General features: G+C 54.6%; 16 protein-coding genes. 4 read left to right on the top strand and 12 right to left on the bottom strand.

All coding sequences use genetic code 11. The features are described from left to right. Nucleotides 1–59: 59 nt before the first annotated feature. Together QN379_RS16090 and QN379_RS16085 are read left to right on the top strand one after the other, a co-directional pair. Nucleotides 60–404, top strand: a complete 345-nt coding sequence (locus QN379_RS16090; RefSeq protein WP_322238649.1) for a sulfite exporter TauE/SafE family protein — start codon at nt 60–62, stop codon at nt 402–404. Between the two features lie 81 nt (nt 405–485). Next, nucleotides 486–1,181: an MBL fold metallo-hydrolase gene (locus QN379_RS16085; RefSeq protein WP_322238647.1), complete on the top strand. Its 696-nt coding sequence runs from the start codon at nt 486–488 to the stop codon at nt 1,179–1,181. Between the two features lie 681 nt (nt 1,182–1,862). Here the strand turns inward: QN379_RS16085 and QN379_RS16080 are convergent. The 6 genes from QN379_RS16080 to QN379_RS16055 form a co-directional block, all read right to left on the bottom strand. Continuing rightward, nucleotides 1,863–3,050 carry an acetyl-CoA C-acyltransferase gene (locus tag QN379_RS16080; protein ID WP_323507067.1) on the bottom strand — a complete coding sequence of 396 codons (1,188 nt, stop codon included), beginning with the start codon at nt 3,048–3,050 and terminating at the stop codon, nt 1,863–1,865. Nucleotides 3,051–3,113: 63 nt separating this feature from the next. After that, nucleotides 3,114–5,246, bottom strand: a complete 2,133-nt coding sequence (locus tag QN379_RS16075; RefSeq protein ID WP_323507066.1) for a 3-hydroxyacyl-CoA dehydrogenase NAD-binding domain-containing protein — start codon at nt 5,244–5,246, stop codon at nt 3,114–3,116. 77 nt (nt 5,247–5,323) lie between these two features. Next, the gene (locus tag QN379_RS16070) at nt 5,324–6,640 is read right to left on the bottom strand and encodes an MFS transporter (RefSeq protein WP_322238644.1); all 1,317 of its coding nucleotides are present in this window, start codon (nt 6,638–6,640) and stop codon (nt 5,324–5,326) included. Between the two features lie 88 nt (nt 6,641–6,728). Then, nucleotides 6,729–7,247, bottom strand: coding sequence for an acyl dehydratase (locus QN379_RS16065; protein ID WP_323507065.1), 519 nt, complete (start codon nt 7,245–7,247; stop codon nt 6,729–6,731). Between the two features lie 39 nt (nt 7,248–7,286). Continuing rightward, a complete protein-coding gene (locus QN379_RS16060; RefSeq protein WP_322238642.1) occupies nt 7,287–8,453 on the bottom strand; it encodes an acyl-CoA dehydrogenase family protein in 1,167 nt (388 codons plus the stop codon). Beyond that, nucleotides 8,450–9,745 (bottom strand): CoA transferase, encoded by a 1,296-nt coding sequence (locus tag QN379_RS16055; RefSeq protein ID WP_323507064.1) that lies wholly within the window; start codon nt 9,743–9,745, stop codon nt 8,450–8,452. The genes QN379_RS16060 and QN379_RS16055 overlap by 4 nt, the downstream gene beginning before the upstream one ends. Nucleotides 9,746–9,846: 101 nt before the next feature. Here QN379_RS16055 and QN379_RS16050 point away from each other — a divergent pair, with 101 nt between their 5' ends. Then, a complete protein-coding gene (locus tag QN379_RS16050; protein WP_322238640.1) occupies nt 9,847–10,734 on the top strand; it encodes a LysR family transcriptional regulator in 888 nt (295 codons plus the stop codon). Between the two features lie 331 nt (nt 10,735–11,065). On the opposite strand, the gene QN379_RS16045 is transcribed toward QN379_RS16050, so the two are convergent. After that, a complete protein-coding gene (locus QN379_RS16045; RefSeq protein WP_322238639.1) occupies nt 11,066–11,971 on the bottom strand; it encodes a LysR family transcriptional regulator in 906 nt (301 codons plus the stop codon). A 192-nt stretch (nt 11,972–12,163) separates the two neighbouring features. Here QN379_RS16045 and QN379_RS16040 point away from each other — a divergent pair, with 192 nt between their 5' ends. Then, nucleotides 12,164–13,030: an oxidoreductase gene (locus tag QN379_RS16040; RefSeq protein ID WP_322238638.1), complete on the top strand. Its 867-nt coding sequence runs from the start codon at nt 12,164–12,166 to the stop codon at nt 13,028–13,030. A 71-nt stretch (nt 13,031–13,101) separates the two neighbouring features. Here QN379_RS16040 and QN379_RS16035 read toward each other — a convergent pair whose 3' ends face one another. From QN379_RS16035 to gspN, 5 genes are all read right to left on the bottom strand, one after another. After that, nucleotides 13,102–13,596, bottom strand: a complete 495-nt coding sequence (locus QN379_RS16035; protein WP_322238637.1) for a type II secretion system protein N — start codon at nt 13,594–13,596, stop codon at nt 13,102–13,104. A gap of 151 nt (nt 13,597–13,747) precedes the next feature. Further along, nucleotides 13,748–14,968, bottom strand: coding sequence for a type II secretion system inner membrane protein GspF (gspF, locus tag QN379_RS16030; RefSeq protein WP_323507063.1), 1,221 nt, complete (start codon nt 14,966–14,968; stop codon nt 13,748–13,750). Between the two features lie 12 nt (nt 14,969–14,980). Beyond that, the gene (gene gspE, locus QN379_RS16025) at nt 14,981–16,432 is read right to left on the bottom strand and encodes a type II secretion system ATPase GspE (RefSeq protein ID WP_322238635.1); all 1,452 of its coding nucleotides are present in this window, start codon (nt 16,430–16,432) and stop codon (nt 14,981–14,983) included. Then, nucleotides 16,429–18,681, bottom strand: a complete 2,253-nt coding sequence (gene gspD / locus QN379_RS16020; RefSeq protein ID WP_323507062.1) for a type II secretion system secretin GspD — start codon at nt 18,679–18,681, stop codon at nt 16,429–16,431. Before gspD ends, gspE begins: the two co-directional genes overlap by 4 nt. Nucleotides 18,682–18,689: 8 nt before the next feature. Further along, on the bottom strand, nt 18,690–19,424 hold the full coding sequence (gspN, locus tag QN379_RS16015; RefSeq protein WP_323507085.1) for a type II secretion system protein N: 735 nt from the start codon (nt 19,422–19,424) through the stop codon (nt 18,690–18,692). Nucleotides 19,425–19,532 lie beyond the last annotated feature (108 nt).

Genomic DNA, 19,532 nt, shown 5'->3' with positions numbered 1-19,532 from the left:
GCAGGGTTGCGATAACGATCCTCATCGGTAAACTGATCTGGACGCTACCGTGCGCCCGGGTGCTTTCGCTATCCGGGGTAATTGCTGGCTTGTTGTCAGGCCTGCTGGGTGTTGGAGGCGGCTTTGTGACGGTACCAGCGCTACAGCGATATACTAATCTGCATGCACAGTCAGTGCTGGCAACATCCTTGGCGGTAATTGCGCTTGTTTCCGTATCGGGTGTGATCAGTAGCGCTGTAGCCAACCATCTTGACTGGATAGTGGCATTGCCATTTTCGGCAGGCGCTATAAGCGGTATGTTAGGAGGGCGAATAGTGAATAGTGTCTGGCCGTCTCGCAGGACCCCAGTTACAAAAAAGTTTCGCGTTGATTTCGACACTTGTTGCAGTCGCTTTAATGACTAAAGCAGCCGTCGGAAATTAAGCACCAACCACCATACAGCTTTTTCTATATGCACTTCAGATGTCATTTCAGGAAGAACAATCATGAATCCACTTCAGTTATTCGATACCGAATCCTCTACATTCACTTATCTCCTATTTATTCCCGGTCAGACGACAGCGGTGATCATAGACCCGGTCGCACGGCATTGGGAGCGTGATTTGCAGCAATTGGACAGACTCGGCCTAACCCTTGCTTATGTACTAGAAACCCATGCCCATGCAGACCATGTCACTTCGGCAGGAAAACTATGTCAAATTACAGGAGCTAAGTCAGGCGCTCCAACCGGATGTGGTATCGGGCCTGCCGATTTGCAGCTCAATGATGGCGATCGGATTGTATTTGCTGATGCCGAAGAAATTTATGTCATTCATACGCCAGGACATACTGCCGGCAGTATGTCCTATCTTTGGCGCGATAACGTGTTTACGGGCGACACCCTGTTGATTGATGGTTGTGGTCGTACGGATTTCCAGAGTGGCAGTGCCGATGCACTTTATACTTCCGTGACAACGAAACTATTTACACTAGCAGAAGGCACGAAAGTATGGCCTGCCCATGATTACAAGGGTCGTTCAGCCTCGACCATCGGTTGGGAGAAGGTACATAACGCGCGGCTGGCAGGTAACAACCGAACCGACTTCATTACGCTTATGGAAAGCTTGCATTTGCCTAAGCCGAAGCTGCTGGATATCGCCGTCCCTGCCAATCAAAATTTAGGCTTGCCCCATAGTGCGTGAATGCCCCGTTTTCATTAGGCTGATACAAAACCGGCGAGTATTCATCAAGCGACTCAAGTAAGCCACGTTTCTGGATATCGCCGACAAACTGTCTTCGTGATGGTCTTGTGTGTCCGTACCGAATTGTCCGAAACGCAGCGCGAGCATCGGCAGCACGATCAAATTGAGTGGAGTGGAGGTCACCAGCCCTCGCAAACAGAAAATCGGGCCAATGCACGAAGTTCTAAATTATCGTGCGGATCAACAGAAAAGGGCCAAGATTATTTTCCTTCTTTGATTTTACATAATATACATTATGCGAAATCTAGGTCATTGCGAATGTGTTGCATTTGGATAGGTTTTGAATGCATCCGCTTAATGGTTAGTACTTAATGGCTGTAGGAAACTATTCATAGCACTTCTGAAAACATTGCTCTCAGCTTACTTTGCTGTCTCGATCAAATGACTGTAGCCAAAATAGCGCCAAGGCGTACCGGATCGGCGTCGATAAGGTTCTTTGTTGCGGTCAGCGTTTCGTAGCCGAGAAGCGCGATGATATGGCGCAGGTCATCGCCTTGTTGATGTAACCGAACGGCGAAGGTCCGTCGAATTGTATGAAGCAGATCGCCCTAATCAACTAATGTTGCAGTACCACAGTCGTTACGTGTTCAACTTGGCTGATGGCGGATTGCGCATCAATATTCATGGCAGCACCTCGAACAGACCGGCGGCACCCATGCCACCGCCGACACACATCGTCACCACTACATACTTCGCGTTGCGCCGCCGCCCCTCTAGCAATGCATGCCCGACCATGCGCGCACCGGTCATACCGTAGGGATGACCGATCGATATAGCGCCTCCATTCACATTCATCCGAGCGGGATCGATTCCTAACCTGTCGCGACAGTAGAGAGCCTGGCATGCGAATGCCTCGTTCATCTCCCAGAGATCGATATCGTCGATCGTCAGTCCATGGTGTTTCAATAACTTCGGGACAGCGTAGACCGGACCGATGCCCATTTCCTCGGGCGCATTGCCCACCACTGCGATACCGCGATAGATACCGAGTGGTGTTAACGCGCGGCGTGCTGCCATTCCCGCTTCCATCAACACGCACGCACTGGCGCCATCCGATAGTTGGCTCGCATTACCAGCAGTTACCGTGCCGCCGTCGATCACCGCGGCTAGAGCAGCGAGAGATTCACGCGTCGTCTCCGGCCGGTTGCCCTCATCCCGGTCCAGAGTGACATCACGCTTGATCACGGTGCCAGTGGCCTTATCGGTCAGCGTCATGGTCGTCGCCAAAGGTACGATTTCAGCCGAAAAACGCCCTGCCAACTGCGCCGCTGCGGTCCGCCGCTGTGATTCATACGCCAGCGCATCCTGCGCCTCGCGACTGATCTTGTATCGGTTGGCAACGTTTTCGGCGGTTAGCAGCATAGGCATGTAAGCGTGTGGGACCCATATATCGACTGCGGGATCGCGGGTTTCCTTGATCCAGTCGAAGTAGCGCTGCTGAAGTGCTGAAATATTGTCCTGCCCTCCAGCCGCGACTATATCCATTTTATCGACAATGATTTGCTTGGCGGCAATCGCAATCGCCATCAACCCCGATGCGCATTGCCGGTCGATCGTTTGCGCTGCCACACTGACCGGCAGACCTGCCGCGAAAACTGCATTGCGCGCAACGTTCATCCCGGCGGTACCGGCACCAAGCACGGTTCCGGCAACGAAGTCCTCGATCTCCGCAGCCTCGACACCTGCCCGCTCGACCGCGTGGCGCAGTGCGTGTCCAAGCAAGGTCGGCGAGTGGACGGCGTTGAACGCGCCCTTGAAAGCGCGCCCGATCGGCGTGCGCGCTGTGGAAACAATAACCGCTTCTCTCATGTCTGACTCCGGAAAGGGCTGCGCTGATGAAGACGCTCCCGTGATGATGGTTGACCGACCAAATTAGCTGGCACGGCCTAGTGATGCCGCTGGCGTCCAATAGCCGAAACGGTTGCCGCGTCTGCGACCATAATCGTCAAGGCGGTCGGACACCAGTTGACGGCCGAGTGTATCAGCGTAATACATCGGGCCGCCACGCTCAGGTGGGAAGCCATAACCAGCAAGCCAAACGATGTCGATATCCCCCGGTCGGGTAGCTACGCCCTCCTCCATAATGTGCGCACCCTCGTTGATAAGCGGTAGCAAACAGCGCTCGACAATCTCTTCATCCGTTATGTCGTTGCGGCGAGCGATTCCGGCTAGTGTCCCAAGCTTGGAACAGATTTCATCAACAGCGGCGTCGTCGCGCGCCGTGCGTCCATCGTAGCGATAGAAGCCGCTACCGGACTTCTGGCCGAAACGGTCTAGCGCGGCCAATTCTCGACAGACAATGCGATAGGTCGGATCGGACAGTAGCTTGCCCTCCTTCCCGCGCTCTTCCACTACCTTGGCACAGACATCTACTCCTGCCAGATCCATCATGCGGCATGGTCCCATCGCCATGCCGAATTGCTCGAGGGCGGTATCGATACGACGCGGAGTCAATCCCTCTAAAAGCATCGCCTCGGTTTCGCGGAGATAGCCTTCGAGCATCCGGTTGCCAATGAAGCCGTAGCAAACGCCCGACACCACCGGTACCTTTCCGAGTCTGGTAGCTAATGCCATAACCGTTGCCAGCACATCGGGCAAGGTCTCTTTACCGCGCACTATCTCGAGTAACTTCATCACGTTCGCAGGACTAAAAAAATGCAAGCCGACTACATCTTGCGGACGGCCAGTGGCAGCCGCGAGCACGTCGACATCCAGCGTCGACGTATTGGTCGCAATGATCGCCCCGGGCTTTGCAATATGGCCCAGCCGTCGGCATACCGCCTGCTTGATCTCAAGATTCTCGTACACGGCTTCCAGCACCAGATCGCAAGTGGCCAGTGCCGCATCGTCAAGCGCTCCTGCCAAGCGCCCAACGCAGGCAAGGGCCGTCTTCACGTCGATCCGGCCAGCCTTCACACCGCGCTCGTATTCGGCCGAAATGGCAGCCAGCGCGGCATCGCGCGCGATGGTACTGACTTCAAGTAATACGACCGCAATACCTGCGTTCATAAAGGCAATGGCAATACCGCGTCCCATCGTGCCACCTCCCACGATACCAACTGACGCCAGAGGGCGGCGCTTTGTCATAGAACTCACACCGGCAATTTTTGTGGCGGCACGCTGCGCAAAGAAGGCGTGCTGCAATGCCGCTGCCTCGGGACTTGCATTGCAGGCCACAAACTGCATGCGCTCGAACCGCAGTGCCTCGTCGAACTGCTGCTCCACTGCTGCCTCAATAACATCGATTGCTGCAATACGCGCACGCGCCTGAGCGCGGTTGCGAGTCTTCTCAGCGCGTGCTTTGGCGAACAATCCAACCGGCATGTTGGCGACATCGACCGCACGGTCACGCGCCAACAGGCCGGCGTTAGCCTTGAGGGCAAGCTCTGTAGCATAAGCGATCGCCCGCCCTACCAAATCGTCGTTAGTCGAGATCACTGCATCGATCAGTCCTACGGCGAGTGCGTCCTGCGCCCAGAGCAACTTGCCGGTTAAGATCATCTCTAGCGCCAGCGGTAGGCCGACCAGGCGCGGCAAACGTTGCGTTCCCCCGGCTCCAGGAATTACACCCAGCGTGATTTCGGGAAACCCGATACGCGTATCGACGTGGGCGATGCGCGCATGGCAGCCCAGTGCTAATTCAAGTCCGCCACCCAACGTATGACCGAACAGTGCGGCCACCACAGGCTTACCGCATTGTTCGATTGCGGCAATCACCTCATTCGGATCGGGTTCGCTGGTCATTAGTACGCCACTGCGATCAGAAAACTCACCTATATCAGCCCCCGCGACGAACGTGCGCCCGGCGCAGGCAAGTACAACAGCCCTCACCTGTTGGTCGGCGCTGATCAACGCGAAGGTAGCGAGAAGCTCTCGTCGCACGGAACGTGAGAGCGCATTGACAGGCGGATGATCGATAGTCACCACGGCAACCTCGCCCTGCGTCGTAATGCTGACGTGTCCATTGGAGATCGAATTGGATAGGTTTTCTGTGTAAGGTGTCATGATGGTCGGAGTTCATAAAGAAGAGGCAAGCCGGGTGAAAGTTATTCGCGTATTGCGTCATCGGGTCATCTCGCGAGTCACTTGCCCGGATCAAGGCTGATGCCGCGCGTCTCCGGCATGATGATGTAAGTGATCAGGCTGATAAATGCCCAAAAGATCACATAAGTGATGAACCAACCTTCCTGATGACGTGATGCGAAATACGTCATCAGATAGGGCGTCGTACCGCCGATCAACGCAACCACCAGGTTATAGACCGTGCCGATGCTAGTGACCCGGATCTCAGCGCTGAAGACCTCGGCCATGACCGTCGGAGCGATCGCTGAATATAGTCCGTAGCTCAAGAGACCGAAGCACTCCACCAGAAAAACTGACGTAAAGCTTGCGCCAGTCGACATAACGACTGGGTACAGGAACAACACATTTAACAGCGCGAAGGCGATGAGCGGTGGCCGACGACCAATGCGGTCGGACAGCATGCCGAAGAACGGCTGTGAGATGAGGAACACCGCGATGCCAGCAGTTGCGGCACCGAATGCGACGCTCGGAACCGCACCCGCATGGCGGATCGCGTAAACAGGTATGTAGCTGACGAACAGATAAAAGCTGGGCGCCCCAAGCGCCGCGATGCCGATCACGCGCAGCACCTCTCGACGATGATTTCGCCAAATCCACAATAGAGAACGACGCTTAATTCCGCGCGCGCGCAAAGCGATAAATGTGTCAGTTTCACGTATGCCGTAGCGCAGCCAACCGCCGAAGATCGAGGCACATCCACCGATGAAGAAAGGTATGCGCCAAGCCCAAGCTTCAAGCGTCGGAGTACCAACGAAATACGTCATCGCCCAAGTTAATATAGAGGCTAGCAAAAGTCCCGAGGCGACACCGACGTACATGAAGCTGGCATAAAATCCGCGTTTCGCAGGCGGTGCCGATTCCGCCATATAAGCCGCCGACGCACCATATTCACCTCCCGCAGACAGACCTTGCAGCATCCTCAAGATGGTCAGCGCAATCGGTGCTGCGATTCCGATTTGATGAAAGGTCGGTAATATCGCAATCAGCAGCGACGAGCCTCCCATCAAGCCGATGGTCCATGCAAGGGCGGTACGACGTCCGTAACGATCGGCAAATGCGCCCGTCAACCAGCCGCCTATCGGGCGCATGCTGAAGCCAACCGCAAAAACTGCGAACGTCGACAATAGGGATGTCGTCTCGTTGTTGGTCGGAAAGAACTGCTTGGTGAAGAAGATCGCGAAGCCGGTGTAGACCAGCCAGTCGAACCACTCCAGAGCATTGCCGACGCAACCGGCGAACAGTAATCTCGCTGTGGGCTGTTCAGTGTCAGATGCTACTTCGAACCTCGGTAACGCATCTGTGTGCGCATTCAACATAGTGATTGTCTCCGTCTTATTTATCAAAACATGCGGTAAGCCCCGCATGGCCCTTCAGTTAATTACGCCAGGTCCATTCCATGTCCAGTCACGCATGGGCCGGCGCACTCGATACATGCCTACGTCGCACCAGTCGCAGCGGACGGTACACCATGAGCGGAGTACCATCCCCCGAAACGACGGTGTTCTCCGTGCGCACCAAGCCCCGATCCAGCTTCTTCGACTCGCGCCGCTCGATGACCTTGCAATGTACATAGATCGTGTCGCCGATCTGGATCGCGTGCTTTACATCAAGGTCGGTGTGTAGAAATGCGAGGCCGGTACGATCAAGCGATGGCGAGACCAGCCCTTCGGCCATCGTGAATACCAGGCCCGCGGGTACCGGACGCCCGCCAATCACATTGACACTTTGATCGTGACGATTGGTGAAAAGCTCTTCGGTAAACCAGGTGAGGTTAATAAAAGATACGAGGTCGGTTTCGGTGATCGTGCGTCCGGCCGTGTGCCAGCGCGTACCCGGCACAAACTCTTCCCACATCATGCCGATGCCGATCCGACCAAGATCGGTTCCTTCGGTATTGTTATCGCTCATCGTATCTTCCCTCAAAAGTTTGACTGCAGGCCATTACACGTTACGCATAGTGTCTTAGTAGGATCTCGGCAGTCCGAGCACCTTCTCAGCAATAAACGAGAAGATCATCTGCATGCTGACCGGCGCAATGCGCAGCAGCATCGCTTCCCGAAAGTAGCGCTCGACGTGGTATTCCTTCGCATAACCGAAACCGCCATGGGTCAAAACAGCCGCTTCACAAGCGCGAAAGCAGGCTTCCCCCGCCAAGTACTTCGCCGCGTTCGCTTCCGCGCCACACGGAAGACCCTGATCGTATTTCCAGGCCGAATGAAGCACCATTAACCACGCAGCCTCGAGGTCCATCCAACACTGTGCGAGCGGATGCTGGATACCTTGGTTCTTCCCGATCGGTCGACCGAATACCACCCGCTCGTTGGCGTAGCCAGCGGCACGTGTTAATGCGGCACGGCCCAGACCGACGGCGGCGGCGCCGACCAGTGTGCGTTCTGGATTCATACCATGAAGGATGTTACGGAAGCCCTGGCCTTCGACCCCGATCAGGTCGTCCGCAGGTACCGGCAGATCATCGATAAACAATTCGTTCGAGTCGACGCATTTGCGTCCCATCTTTTCGATTTCGCGCACGTCTACATAGCGCCGGTCAAGATCAGTGTAGAACAAGCTCAGGCCGTCAACTGGCTTTTTGCACTCCTCAATTGGTGTGGTGCGAGCCAGCAATAGCATTTTTTCGGTGACTTGAGCAGTCGAAATCCATACCTTGCGGCCGGTAACAAGATAACGATCTCCATCGCGGCGGGCGAAGGTCTTGAGGCGGGTTGTATCGAGGCCCGTGTTGGGTTCTGTTACCGCGAAACAAGCCTTCTCCTTGCCCATGATCAACGGCGGTAGAATTCTCTGCTTTTGCGCTTCCGTGCCAAACACCACAACCGGGTTCAGGCCAAAGATGTTCATGTGAATGGCAGACACGCCACTCATGCCAGCACCCGAACCGGATAGTGCTTCCACCATCAGGGCCGCTTCGGTAATCCCGAGTCCGGCTCCGCCATAGGCTTCGGGCATGCAGACGCCGAGATAGCCCGCCTGCGCAATCGCTTCATGGAAGTCGAGCGGAAAGCCACCGTTGCGGTCGCGCTCTAGCCAATATTCGGCTGGAAAATCACTACATACCTGACGCACTCCATCCTGGATAGCGCGTTGCTCATCGTTTAAAGAAAAATTCATGATGTCACTCCAGAAATCGTATAACCCGTCGCCGGACTGTTGGTTTCGACGACACCCTCGCCATCGGCTGTGTTCGGATAAAACTGAATGGCGCCGCCGCTGGCTAGCATCGCCTCGCGGGCGGAAGTACCAATCCCCGCCTGAGCCAAAATCTCGTTGGTATGCTCTCCTAATCGGGGCGGCATCGCGACAGGCGGCCGCTTGCCATTGAACCGCATCGGTGGCGCGACCAGTTTTACCTTGCCTAGTGCCGCGTCATCCACTGTTGGGAACATCCCGACCGCCATCAGATGCGGGTCGCGCTCAAGATCAGCCAGCCGATTTAGCGGTGCAGCTGGAATATCGAGTCGATCGCAAGCGGCAAGCCACACCGCGCTCGAACACATCGCTACACGCTCTCCGACCAGCCGGTAAAGTTCATCGATATGTCGCGTGCGTGCGCCGATTCCCATGAAACGCGGATCGTCAGCGTATTCAGGAACACCCGCCTCACTGAAAAAAAGGCGCCAATGACGATCAGTGTAGGGAACGATACAGACATAGCCATCGGTCGTCCGATATGGACGACGCCAGCGTGTCAGCAGACGCGGATAACCAGCTTCGCCTTCGGGTGGTACGAAGTGTGCACCGTAGAAATGCTCGATGAGTGTGAAGTGCACCATCGATTCGAGCATAGGCACTTCTACATAGACGCCGCTGCCTTCGCGCGCACGCCGGACGAGCCCCATCAAGACTGCCTGAGTAGCGAACATGCCGCAGATTTTGTCGGCAATCACGCTCGGCACATAGGACGGCTCTCCACCCTGGTCCGCCGATAGCCCCGCGAGACCGCACAAGCCCTGGATGATGTCATCGTATGCGGGACGTCCCGCGTACGGGCCGTCTTCACCAAAGCCATGTGCGGCAACAACGATGAGTCGGGGATTGCGCTCAAGCAGCGCCTCGGGACTAAAGCCGAGTGCCGCCATTTTTTGCGGGCGCATGCTGTGTAGCAGAACATCGGCATTGTCGATCAGCGCGAACAGCGCATCGCGTGCGGTCGATTGCTTAAGATCGAGAATAATACTCCGCTTGCCGCGATTGACACCTAGAAAGGCAGCCGCCATGTCCACCTCGGGGGACGGCCCGATTTGGCGCGTCGCATCACCACCGGGTGCCTCGATCTTGATCACGTCGGCGCCGTAGTCGCCCAGTTGCTGGCTAGCGAACGGCCCTAGCATAATAGTCGTCAGATCAAGTATACGGACGCCAGCCAGTGGCGCTGCATCGCCCATTTGTTTTGCCTCGGCCATTCCAGTTCCCTTTGTTTTTTATCACTCAGTCAATCGTATACGTCGACCCGAAACCGGTCTAATATTAGTTTTATCGTTTCTGATATCAAAAGAGTATCGCCATGGAACTTCGTCAACTTCGTCAATTTCTCGCCGTCGCGGAAACGCTTAACTTTCACAAGGCGGCTGCGCGTTTGCATATTGCCCAACCTCCTCTATCGATGGCCATACGCCGTCTCGAGACCTCGCTTGGTGCGGCGCTGTTTGACCGCACCAAACGCGGTGTGGTGCTAACGGCCGCTGGTCAGGCTGCGCTGGAACATGCACGCAATGCGGTATTTCATGCAGATCAGGTCCGCGAAAGTATCGCGCTCGCCAACACGAATGCCATTGGCAAGGTGCGCGTGCATTTTGTCGCTTCATCAATGATGGCATTTGTCCCGCGTACGATTGCGCGCTTTCATGAGGCATTCCCCAAAGCGGAGCTAGATTTGTACGAAGCAGATACGCAAGCCATACTCAAGGCAATCGAGGTCGGTGACTCCGATATCGGCATAGTGCGCTTTCCAACACCTAGGCTGGCATCGATCACAATGGAACCCGTGCTGAGTGACCGCTATATCGCAGCGTTGCCGGAGAATCACCGGCTCGCAGGACGCAAGTCATTACGGCTGATAGAGTTACGCGACGAACCCTTCATCATTCCATCGCAGCGCATGACGCCAACCTCGCATCTGGGTGTGCTCGCGGCCTGTCATCAGGCCGGGTTCATCCCGCGCATCGTTCAGCAGGGATCACAGGCGCAGACCATTATTGCGCTGGTTGAGAGCGGGCTGGGCGTTGCACTTGTACCCAAGCTCTGGGAGATGATGGCGGGGCGTTCGGTAGCCCTGCGCCCGCTTTCCGACCAACGCGATGGCACCACCGGACTAGGCATCGCGTACAGGACCAACGCCGTAACGCCACTGGCCCGGCATTTCCTGGAGTTTGCGAAGGCAATCGCGGGTTGACCTCGCTAATGCTGCTGGCAAGCTTCGCTTAGCTGACGTCCATGGGGTAACCCGAAGCCAAAATAGAAATATAAGTGGAGAGATGCAGATTAGCCAAGAGGCAATGTGCCGCTATGTGTATGCTAAAAGGAAGGCTTAATTTGGAAAGCATTTCCTTCTACTACATAAACGCCGAGCTTTTACGGTTCACCATATCAAGCGTCTCTCAAGCCTGAAAGTCATCTTTAAAATGAAAGAACGTCATCGACCTCACCCACATCATTCGATGCTTAAGTTATCAATAAGATTGAAGTTAAGTTGAGGAAGTTTAACGGTCGGCAGCTTCTTCCCGTTAGACCGGTGTTTGGATGAAATCGACAAATGCCCGCAACGGAGCCGGTAGGTGACGCCGTCCGGAAAAGTATAAAAACGGGCCAGGAAAGCGTGGCCACCACTCCTCCAATATCGGCACCAATTGACCGGATTCCAGATACGGCGCGAGCCATTCCTCGAACAGATAGATGATGCCATGTCCGGCTACAGCAGCGCTGACCGCGATGTCGGCGATGGTCGGCGTGATGATCAGTGGGCCAGTTGGCTCTACACACAACTTCTTGCCGTCGCGCTCGAATTCCCAAGGGTGCATCGCGCCGCTGAGAAATTTACCACGCAAGCAAGCGTGCTCCATCAAATCACGCGGGTGTATCGGCATACCGCGCAACGCCAGATAGGATGGTGCGGCAGCGACCGCAAAGCGTTGCTTACGCGGGCCGATCGGCACTGCGATCATATCCTGCTCCAACTCTTCCCCGTAGCGTATGCCAGCGTCACAACCGCTGGCAATGACATCGACAAAATTGTTGTCCACCACCACCTCCACCGTGATGTCCGGATAGGCGCTCATAAAGGCGTTAATAATCGGCAAAAGAAAAAACCGGGCCGCGACTACCGGCACATTTAAACGCAGTGTGCCGCGCGGACTATCGCGCAGATCGTTCAGCACGTCTAACGCGCTGTGAACGTTGTCCAATGCTGGCATCAAATGCCGCAATAGCAACGCTCCGGCCTCTGTCGGCGTGACGCTGCGAGTGGTCCTGAGCAGTAAACGTATGCCAAGCTGATTTTCTAACCGGCGAATAGCCTCGCTGAGCGTCGATGCTGATTGCTCGCTGGCGCGCGCAGCCTGACGAAACCCCTTGTGCTGAGCCACCAGCGCGAAGGTCGCTAGATCTGCCATCGAATAAGATTCTGAACTCATTATTTGTCTACCTGATTGTGCGGTATGCCGAACAGCCCGTTCGGTGCTGAACGGATTATCACACAACGTGGACGTGGCTACAATGACGTGACCAGTTGCGCAACGGTGCTTGACAGACAATTAGAGAATTAGATAACCAGACAGGCTGGCGGTGAAGGCCTGACTAATCACAACACAACCCAAGGATTTTTCATGACCATTTATCAACTTTCCGACGACCAATTCACCCCGGCCAATTGCGCCCTTTCGTTTAATCGCGTCGGCTATGGCGCCATGCAACTGGCCGGTCCCCACGTATGGGGTCCGCCGAAGGACCGTGCTGGTGCGGTGGCTGTTCTGCGCGACGCAATGGAACTGGGCATCAACCACATCGACACATCGGACTTTTATGGGCCACACGTTACCAATCAAATTATTCGCGAAGCGTTGCATCCTTACTTTGACGGGCTAACCATCGTCACTAAGATCGGCTTCCGGCGCGGCGAAGACGAATCATGGATACCATCCCATAGCGCACAGGAGTTACGTGCCGCCGTGCATGATAATCTGCGCAACCTGCAACTCGATGTGCTCGATGTTGTCAATTTGCGCGCGCCCGGCATTACTGGCCCCGATAATTCGTCACTAGCGGCTTCGATGGAAACGTTGGTACGGTTGAAGCAAGAAGGGCTGATCCGTTACATCGGGCTTAGCAATGTGACCGCAGAGCAAGTGGCAGAGGCGCAGCAATTTACCGATATCGTCTGCGTGCAAAATCAATACAATCTGGCGCACCGTGACGACGACGCACTGATCGATACGCTGGCTGCGCAGAAGATTGCTTTCGTGCCGTTTTTTCCGCTCGGTGGTTTCACACCGCTGCAGTCGGACACCTTAACGCGCGTGGCCGCCTCCATGCAGGTCAACCCGATGCAAGTAGCGCTGGCATGGCTGCTACAGCGGGCGCCGAACATACTCGTGATTCCCGGTACCAAGTCAATCGCCCATCTGCGTGAGAATGTGTTGGCGGGTGCGCTGCAACTTGATGCGGAGGCATTAATTGCATTGAATAATATCTAGTTTTGCCGCGACGACTTTTGTGCAGTAACGATCGGTGCTCAAATGCCGATATTTTCATCCTGCGCAAACGTTTATTGTGCCGTCTGAGGAGGTGTCAATAACGAAGGCGGTCCGAGTGGCCCCGATTTGGGCTGCACTTCTTCAGGCAGCATTACACGCTTCAAAATACCTGCTTCGGACAGCAGAACATAGTTAGGATGCACCTCTTGAATACTGGTCCCGGGTAACAGTTCCCTACCCTGCCTCACCGCTTTGGCAGGCTTGCCATCGACACTCAGAATGGCAACGCTTTCCTCAGATTTTTTCGCAGCGACTACACCCAGTAACTGGTAATTGCTGGCGACCGTCACCGTCTCGCGCCCTCCAAATAAACCTGCCGCCATCATCACATTGATCGGTGGTCTCTCCGGCTGCGGCGGTGCTACGACCACGCGTGTTGGAGGCTTGACCAGTGTTATTACCCAGTAAGCAGTGCAAGCGCAAAGCAGCATGAATAGCAGCAGGCTAAGACGTTCCGGCATACGTTTGGAATGCTTGCTTAACCTTTTACTTAATTTTTCACTCATATGACCGCCTTGCGCTGATCTATTTTATTAAACACTATGTCAGAAATAGCCGCGCAGTATAGAGAAGCAACGCGATCCTTCCCTCGGCTATTTTTCTTTTACTAATACCAATTCCAGACGCCAAACCTGATGTGAGCGAGTTATATGTGTTTTAGCGCACCAGTTGATTGATTTCGATGATCGGCATCAGTACCGCCAGCACAATCAGCAATACCACCACCCCCATCGCCAGAATCAGGGCTGGCTCCAGCAAGCCGGCCATGGTCATTGCGCGTCGTTCAAGATCTTGTTCCTGCGCATTGGCAGCCCGCTCCAACATTGCTGGTAGCTCGCCTGTGACCTCGCCGGCCCTGATCATATGAATCAACAAAGGAGGAAAATGTTTGTGTGCTGACAAAGCCTGCGCCAGACTAATACCCTCACGAACGCTGGCAGCGGCCGTATCCACCTGTTGCTGCATCGCGACATTGGAGAGCGTATCCCGACTGGTTTGCAATGCCTTCAGTATCGGTACACCGGAACCGGTGGTAATGGCTAGCGTGCTGGCAAAACGCGCCGTATTGAGGCTACGTTCGAACTTTCCGTAAAGCGGTGCGCGTAACAGCCAGGTATCCCAGCGCATTTTGGTCACGGGATTCTTCAAAGCCATGCGCCAGCCATACATCAAGAGACACACCGTCAACAACACCGCCCAGCCATAGTTGCGTACGACGCTGGAGGTCGCCAGCATCAGCACGGTCAGCAACGGTAATTTCTGTTTGGTATTGGCAAATACAGCAACGATTTGTGGCACCACATACGTCAACAGGAAGATCACGATGATGAATGCCACCACGGTGACGATAGCCGGATACGTGAATGCCAGTTTGACCTTTTGTACGAGGGCATTGCGCCTTTCGATGTAATCTGTCAGGCGCGAAAGTACACGCGATAATTGACCAATTTGTTCACCGGCAGCGACCAGAGCGCGATAAATGTCAGCGAAATCTCGCGGATGCGCAGCCAACGCGGCAGACAAGGACGCGCCGCCCATAACGTCCGAGCGTATAGAAGCGATCAAATCACGCTGATAGGTTCGCTCAGCTTGCTCCATCAGTGCAGTTAATGCCTGCTCGAGCGGCAGGCTGGCTTCTAACAAACTGGCGAGCTGGCGCGTGAACAATGCAATCTCAACGGTGGAAAGGTGTCCGGCAAAGCCCCGCCGTTGAAGATTTCCGGCAGCATCCACCTGCTGCGTAATCGGATCGACATTAAGCGGCAATAAGCCTTGGCTGCGCAAACCGGTCCGCGCCATTTTTGCGCTGTCGGCATTGACCACGCCCTTGATACTACTACCATTATTATCCACTGCTTCGTACCGAAATGCTGGCATGGTAGTCCTCGCTTACTCTTTGGTGACGCGTAGCAATTCCGCATGCGTACTGACACCGTCGGCAAGCCAGCGCTCGCCATCCTGGCGCATGGTTTGCATGCCGTCGCGTTGCGCCACTTGCTGTATTTCGGCTTCGGACGCACGATTGTGAATGAGTGACTGAATCTGATCAGTTGCCTGCATTAATTCGTACACACCCACCCGCCCTTGATACCCGATGTGCGCGCAGCGCTCACAACCGACGGCCTGCCAGAACTGTCCATCATGGCGGCGGCAATGAGTGCATAATTTTCTAACCAGACGCTGTGCCACCACACCCAACAAAGAGGATGACAACAAAAAGGGTTCTATACCCATATCCAGTAACCGCGTTACCGCTGCAGCCGCATCATTGGTGTGTAACGTTGCCAGTACCAAGTGTCCGGTCAGCGAAGCCTGTACCGCAATTTGAGCGGTTTCCAGATCACGTATTTCACCAATCATGATGACATCCGGGTCTTGCCGCAAAATTGCTCGCAGCGCTTTAGCGAAACTCATGTCGATACGCGCATTGACTTGGGTCTGGCCAATCCCCGCCAGTTCGTATTCGATCGGATCTTCAACTGTCAAAATATTCGTACTGGAAGTATTCAGTTGCGATAGCGCAGCGTACAGCGTGGTCGTTTTTCCGGAACCAGTTGGTCCTGTTACCAGAACGATGCCATGCGGCTGGGCGATCAATCGGTCGAACTGCGTCTGCACGATAGCGCTCATACCGAGATGTTGCAGATCGAGCCGACCAGCTTCTTTTTCCAACAAGCGCAGCACTGCCCGTTCACCATGACCGGTCGGCAAAGTGGAGACCCTTACATCTACAGGCTTGCCACCAACCCGCAGAGTAATGCGACCATCTTGCGGTAATCGTTTCTCCGCAATATCCATTTGCGCCATGATCTTGATCCGAGAAATCAGCGACGCGTGGATTGCCTTCCGTGGTCGTACGACATCGCGCAAACTACCGTCAACGCGAAAGCGCACTACCGAGATCTGCTCGAATGGTTCGATATGAATATCCGATGCCCCTTCTCGTAAAGCTTGTGTCAGCAAAGCGTTGATCATGCGAATCACCGGCGCATCGTCCGATGACTCTAGCAGATCCACGACTGCAGGCATATCCTGTAACAGTTTGGCGAGGTCGAGATCGGATTCAAACTCATCCACTACTTGCGCTGCATCGCCGCCAGAACCTGCATAAGCGCGCGCAATTGCGGCATCAAGCTCTTCACGCGATATCACATGCAACCGCATCTGGCCGAAGCGACGACCGACTTCAGCAATCGCGGCCCGCTGGGTTATGTCGGAAATCCACAACTCCACCGGATGGTCCGTGTTATCGGCACCTCCGGTGCGTTGAGCCAGCAATGCGTTATGCCGGGCAAATGCATACGGCAATAGTTGCGTATCGGTCCTGCCAATATCGCTCATGGCATTTTTTCCTTCAACACTTCCGGTGATTCCCTTACTTCTATTCCGAGTTTATCTGCTGTACCTTGCTGCTGCTCTGGGATCAGCATGTCCGGAGCACGTTGCTGTCTCGACCTGAGATCGACGAACGGACCGCCATCTTCTAGTATTGGTGTCACGGAGGAACCGAAATCGGTAAGAATACTTTTGTTCGGCTGAACACTAATCTGGGCATTACGCATGTAATCGTAACGGTCAGCAACGATCGTAGCGCTCTGCTCCTTGTTGCGGATAATGGTGGGGCGAAGGAAGATCATCAGATTGGTTTTGTTGCGGGAGCCAGACTGATATTTAAATAAATTACCAATAAATGGCAGATCCCCCAGCAAGGGTACCTTCTGGATAGTATGTTCGTTATCGTCCCCAATCAGACCACCCAATGCGATGATGCCGCCATCATCAATTAGCACATTCGTCTCTAGCGACCGCTTGGTGGTAGTTGGCCCATTCTGATTGGATGCGGTACTCGGGACCACCGCTGACACTTCTTGAGAAATTTCCAGCCGCACAGTACCACCTTCGGAAATATGCGGCTTAATTTTGAGCGCAGTTCCCACGTCCTTTCGATCGACTGTGGTAAAGGGATTGGTGGTGGTTCCACCCGTTGTGGCGTACGATCCAGTCACAAAAGGAACGTTTTGTCCGACCACGATCCGCGCCTCTTCATTATCCAGCGTCAGCAAGTTTGGCATCGATAGCACGTTGCTGCCGCTCGTGGCGTTCAAGGCACTGGCAAGCGCACCTAAGCCAATTTTTCCTGCAATCTGGCGAAACACGCCGAGCTGCAAGCCAGCGCCGAAGTTAGGCAATGCGCCAGAATTCGCTTGCAGAGCGATCGCAGTATTGAACAGGTTGCCGCTAGTGATGCCTGTATTCGTTCCGGTAAATCCCGTGCCTCCGCCGACGCGATAAGCACTATTTTTATCTCCGCTGAGGGCCAGCCACTGCACGCCGATCTCGCTGGCCGCCGTATCTGTCACCTCAACGATTAAGGCTTCAACATAGACCTGCGCGCGCCGCGTATCGAGTTGATCGATAACGCCGCGCATATTACGATAGACAGCATCACTGGCAGTAATGATCAGCGTATTAGTCGTTTCATCCGCCTGAATAAAGCCGGCGCCACCTCCGACTGATGGGACGGGACTGCCGACCGAAGCCGACGATGCGCTTGACATTAACGTACCGGATGCGCCGCTGTTCGTATTCTGGAATGCCCCACCAGCGTTAACGTTGGAAGCCGGACCGCTGGACGAAGGACCGGCCGTGGTTGCCGAGCTGTCGAACGAAACAATGGAGCGCAACGTTTTCACCAGCTTTACGGCATCGGCATTTTTCAGGTAAACCACATGTACATTGCCAACCTGCGTCGTGGGCTGATCAAGCTTGGTAATCAGCGCTTTTGCCAACATGGCGCGCGCCGCAGAAGGCGCGCGAATAACCAGCGAATTAGTTCTGGAATCGGCCAGAATCATGGTGCGCGCGCTATCGTTTCCTCCTTGTGTAACAGCACCGGTATCAAGCAATTTACTCGCCATAACAGCGATATCGCTGGCCACTGCATAGCGCACCGGTATGACATCCAGATCTCTGACCGCTGGCACGTCGAGCGCAGCAATCATTTTTCCGAGGCGCTGCAGATTTTGGGCATAGTCGGTGACCACTAGTGTGTTGTTGCCGGGGTTGGCATTGATCGTATTGTTTGGCGAAATCAATGGCCGTAATATTGGAAGGATATTGCTTGCAGATTCGTAGTTCAGCGCAAATATCTGCGTTGCAATCTGGTCGCCTCTGACACCCGCCGAAGGTATCGCGCCTAGTTGCAACTTGGCGTCCGCCTCAGGAACCACTTTAACGAAGCCGTCGCCCTGCACCACCGCGTAACCTTGTAGACGCAGAGTTGATGCCAGCAATGCGAAGGCCTGCGATTTGCTCAGCGGTTTTTCCGACACCAGATTGATCGTTCCCTTAACCCTCGGATCAATGATGAATGTCCTATTGGTGTACTGTCCGATGGCTTTGATCACCGACTCGATGTCAGCACCGACAAAATTCATTATTGCCTGACCGCCGACGCCGTCATTTATATTATCTTTAATAGTTGCTGCAAAGACAGAGGGGACGGTGGCCGCAGTTACGCAAGTCAGCAACGTCATAATGGCGACACGCCAGCTGAGCGATACCAATGGTGAGGGGGTGAAGAGATGCATTTTATCTTTCAAGATTTGAAATCTAGATCGGTAACGTTTTTCCCGTTCAGATGGCGAGGTTGGCCGATTAAACTCAGTATCATCGCCAATTGTTTCTCTTGCCCCGCCGCCGCTTCTGCTGTTCCTGAAAACTGTACATGACTGTTGTGTAAATTACCACTACCATTCAGTAATAATGATCCGGTTATTGTCTTCAACGTTAACCCTGCCTGGTTACCCATCCAATCAAAATGCATGCGATAACTGCCAAGCGGCTTGACCGGCGAAAGGCGCGATCCGATCCCGATCATGTCTAGTGTCATCACTCCGTGCAAATCCAGGCCCTTAGTCGTCCTTAGGAGCGTCATGGGATTCCAGGCTAACCGAATCATCCCTGATGGCTGTAGTGTGTTTAAGGGCGCACCAAATGCCATCAACCGTTCTGCCGGGACCGCAACACTCGCCGCACTGATGGTCAAGCTAGTCCAGTTGCCGCGTACCGTGACCGGTTGCGACAGTACTTGCACATTTGCGAATGTCGCGTCCACCAATCCCACCAATACCAGCGGCGAAAGATGCCAGACCAATCGACCTGGCAACAACGGCATCACGGGACCGTTGTCGTTGGCCGCAACGCCGATAAAAGCAGAGCCCCGCCACAACGAACCTTGTGTATCGCCCAAGGTGATTCGGCCGCCTGTCTTATTTTCTAATAGCGGCCCCAACCACGCCGCTGGGAGAAAAACCAACACCGTTATTAGCACACTCAATGTTGCGGCTCCGGCCCACCTGATTCCAAGGGTTAACGCCCGCATAATGTTCTCATTGACTTAATCAGCCTGGAACCAAAATAAAAGCTGCTGTTTAAGCTG

Source organism: Glaciimonas sp. Gout2 (assembly GCF_035018905.1).
Classification (GTDB): domain Bacteria; phylum Pseudomonadota; class Gammaproteobacteria; order Burkholderiales; family Burkholderiaceae_D; genus Glaciimonas.
This window is presented reverse-complemented; position numbering and strand designations above follow the sequence as displayed.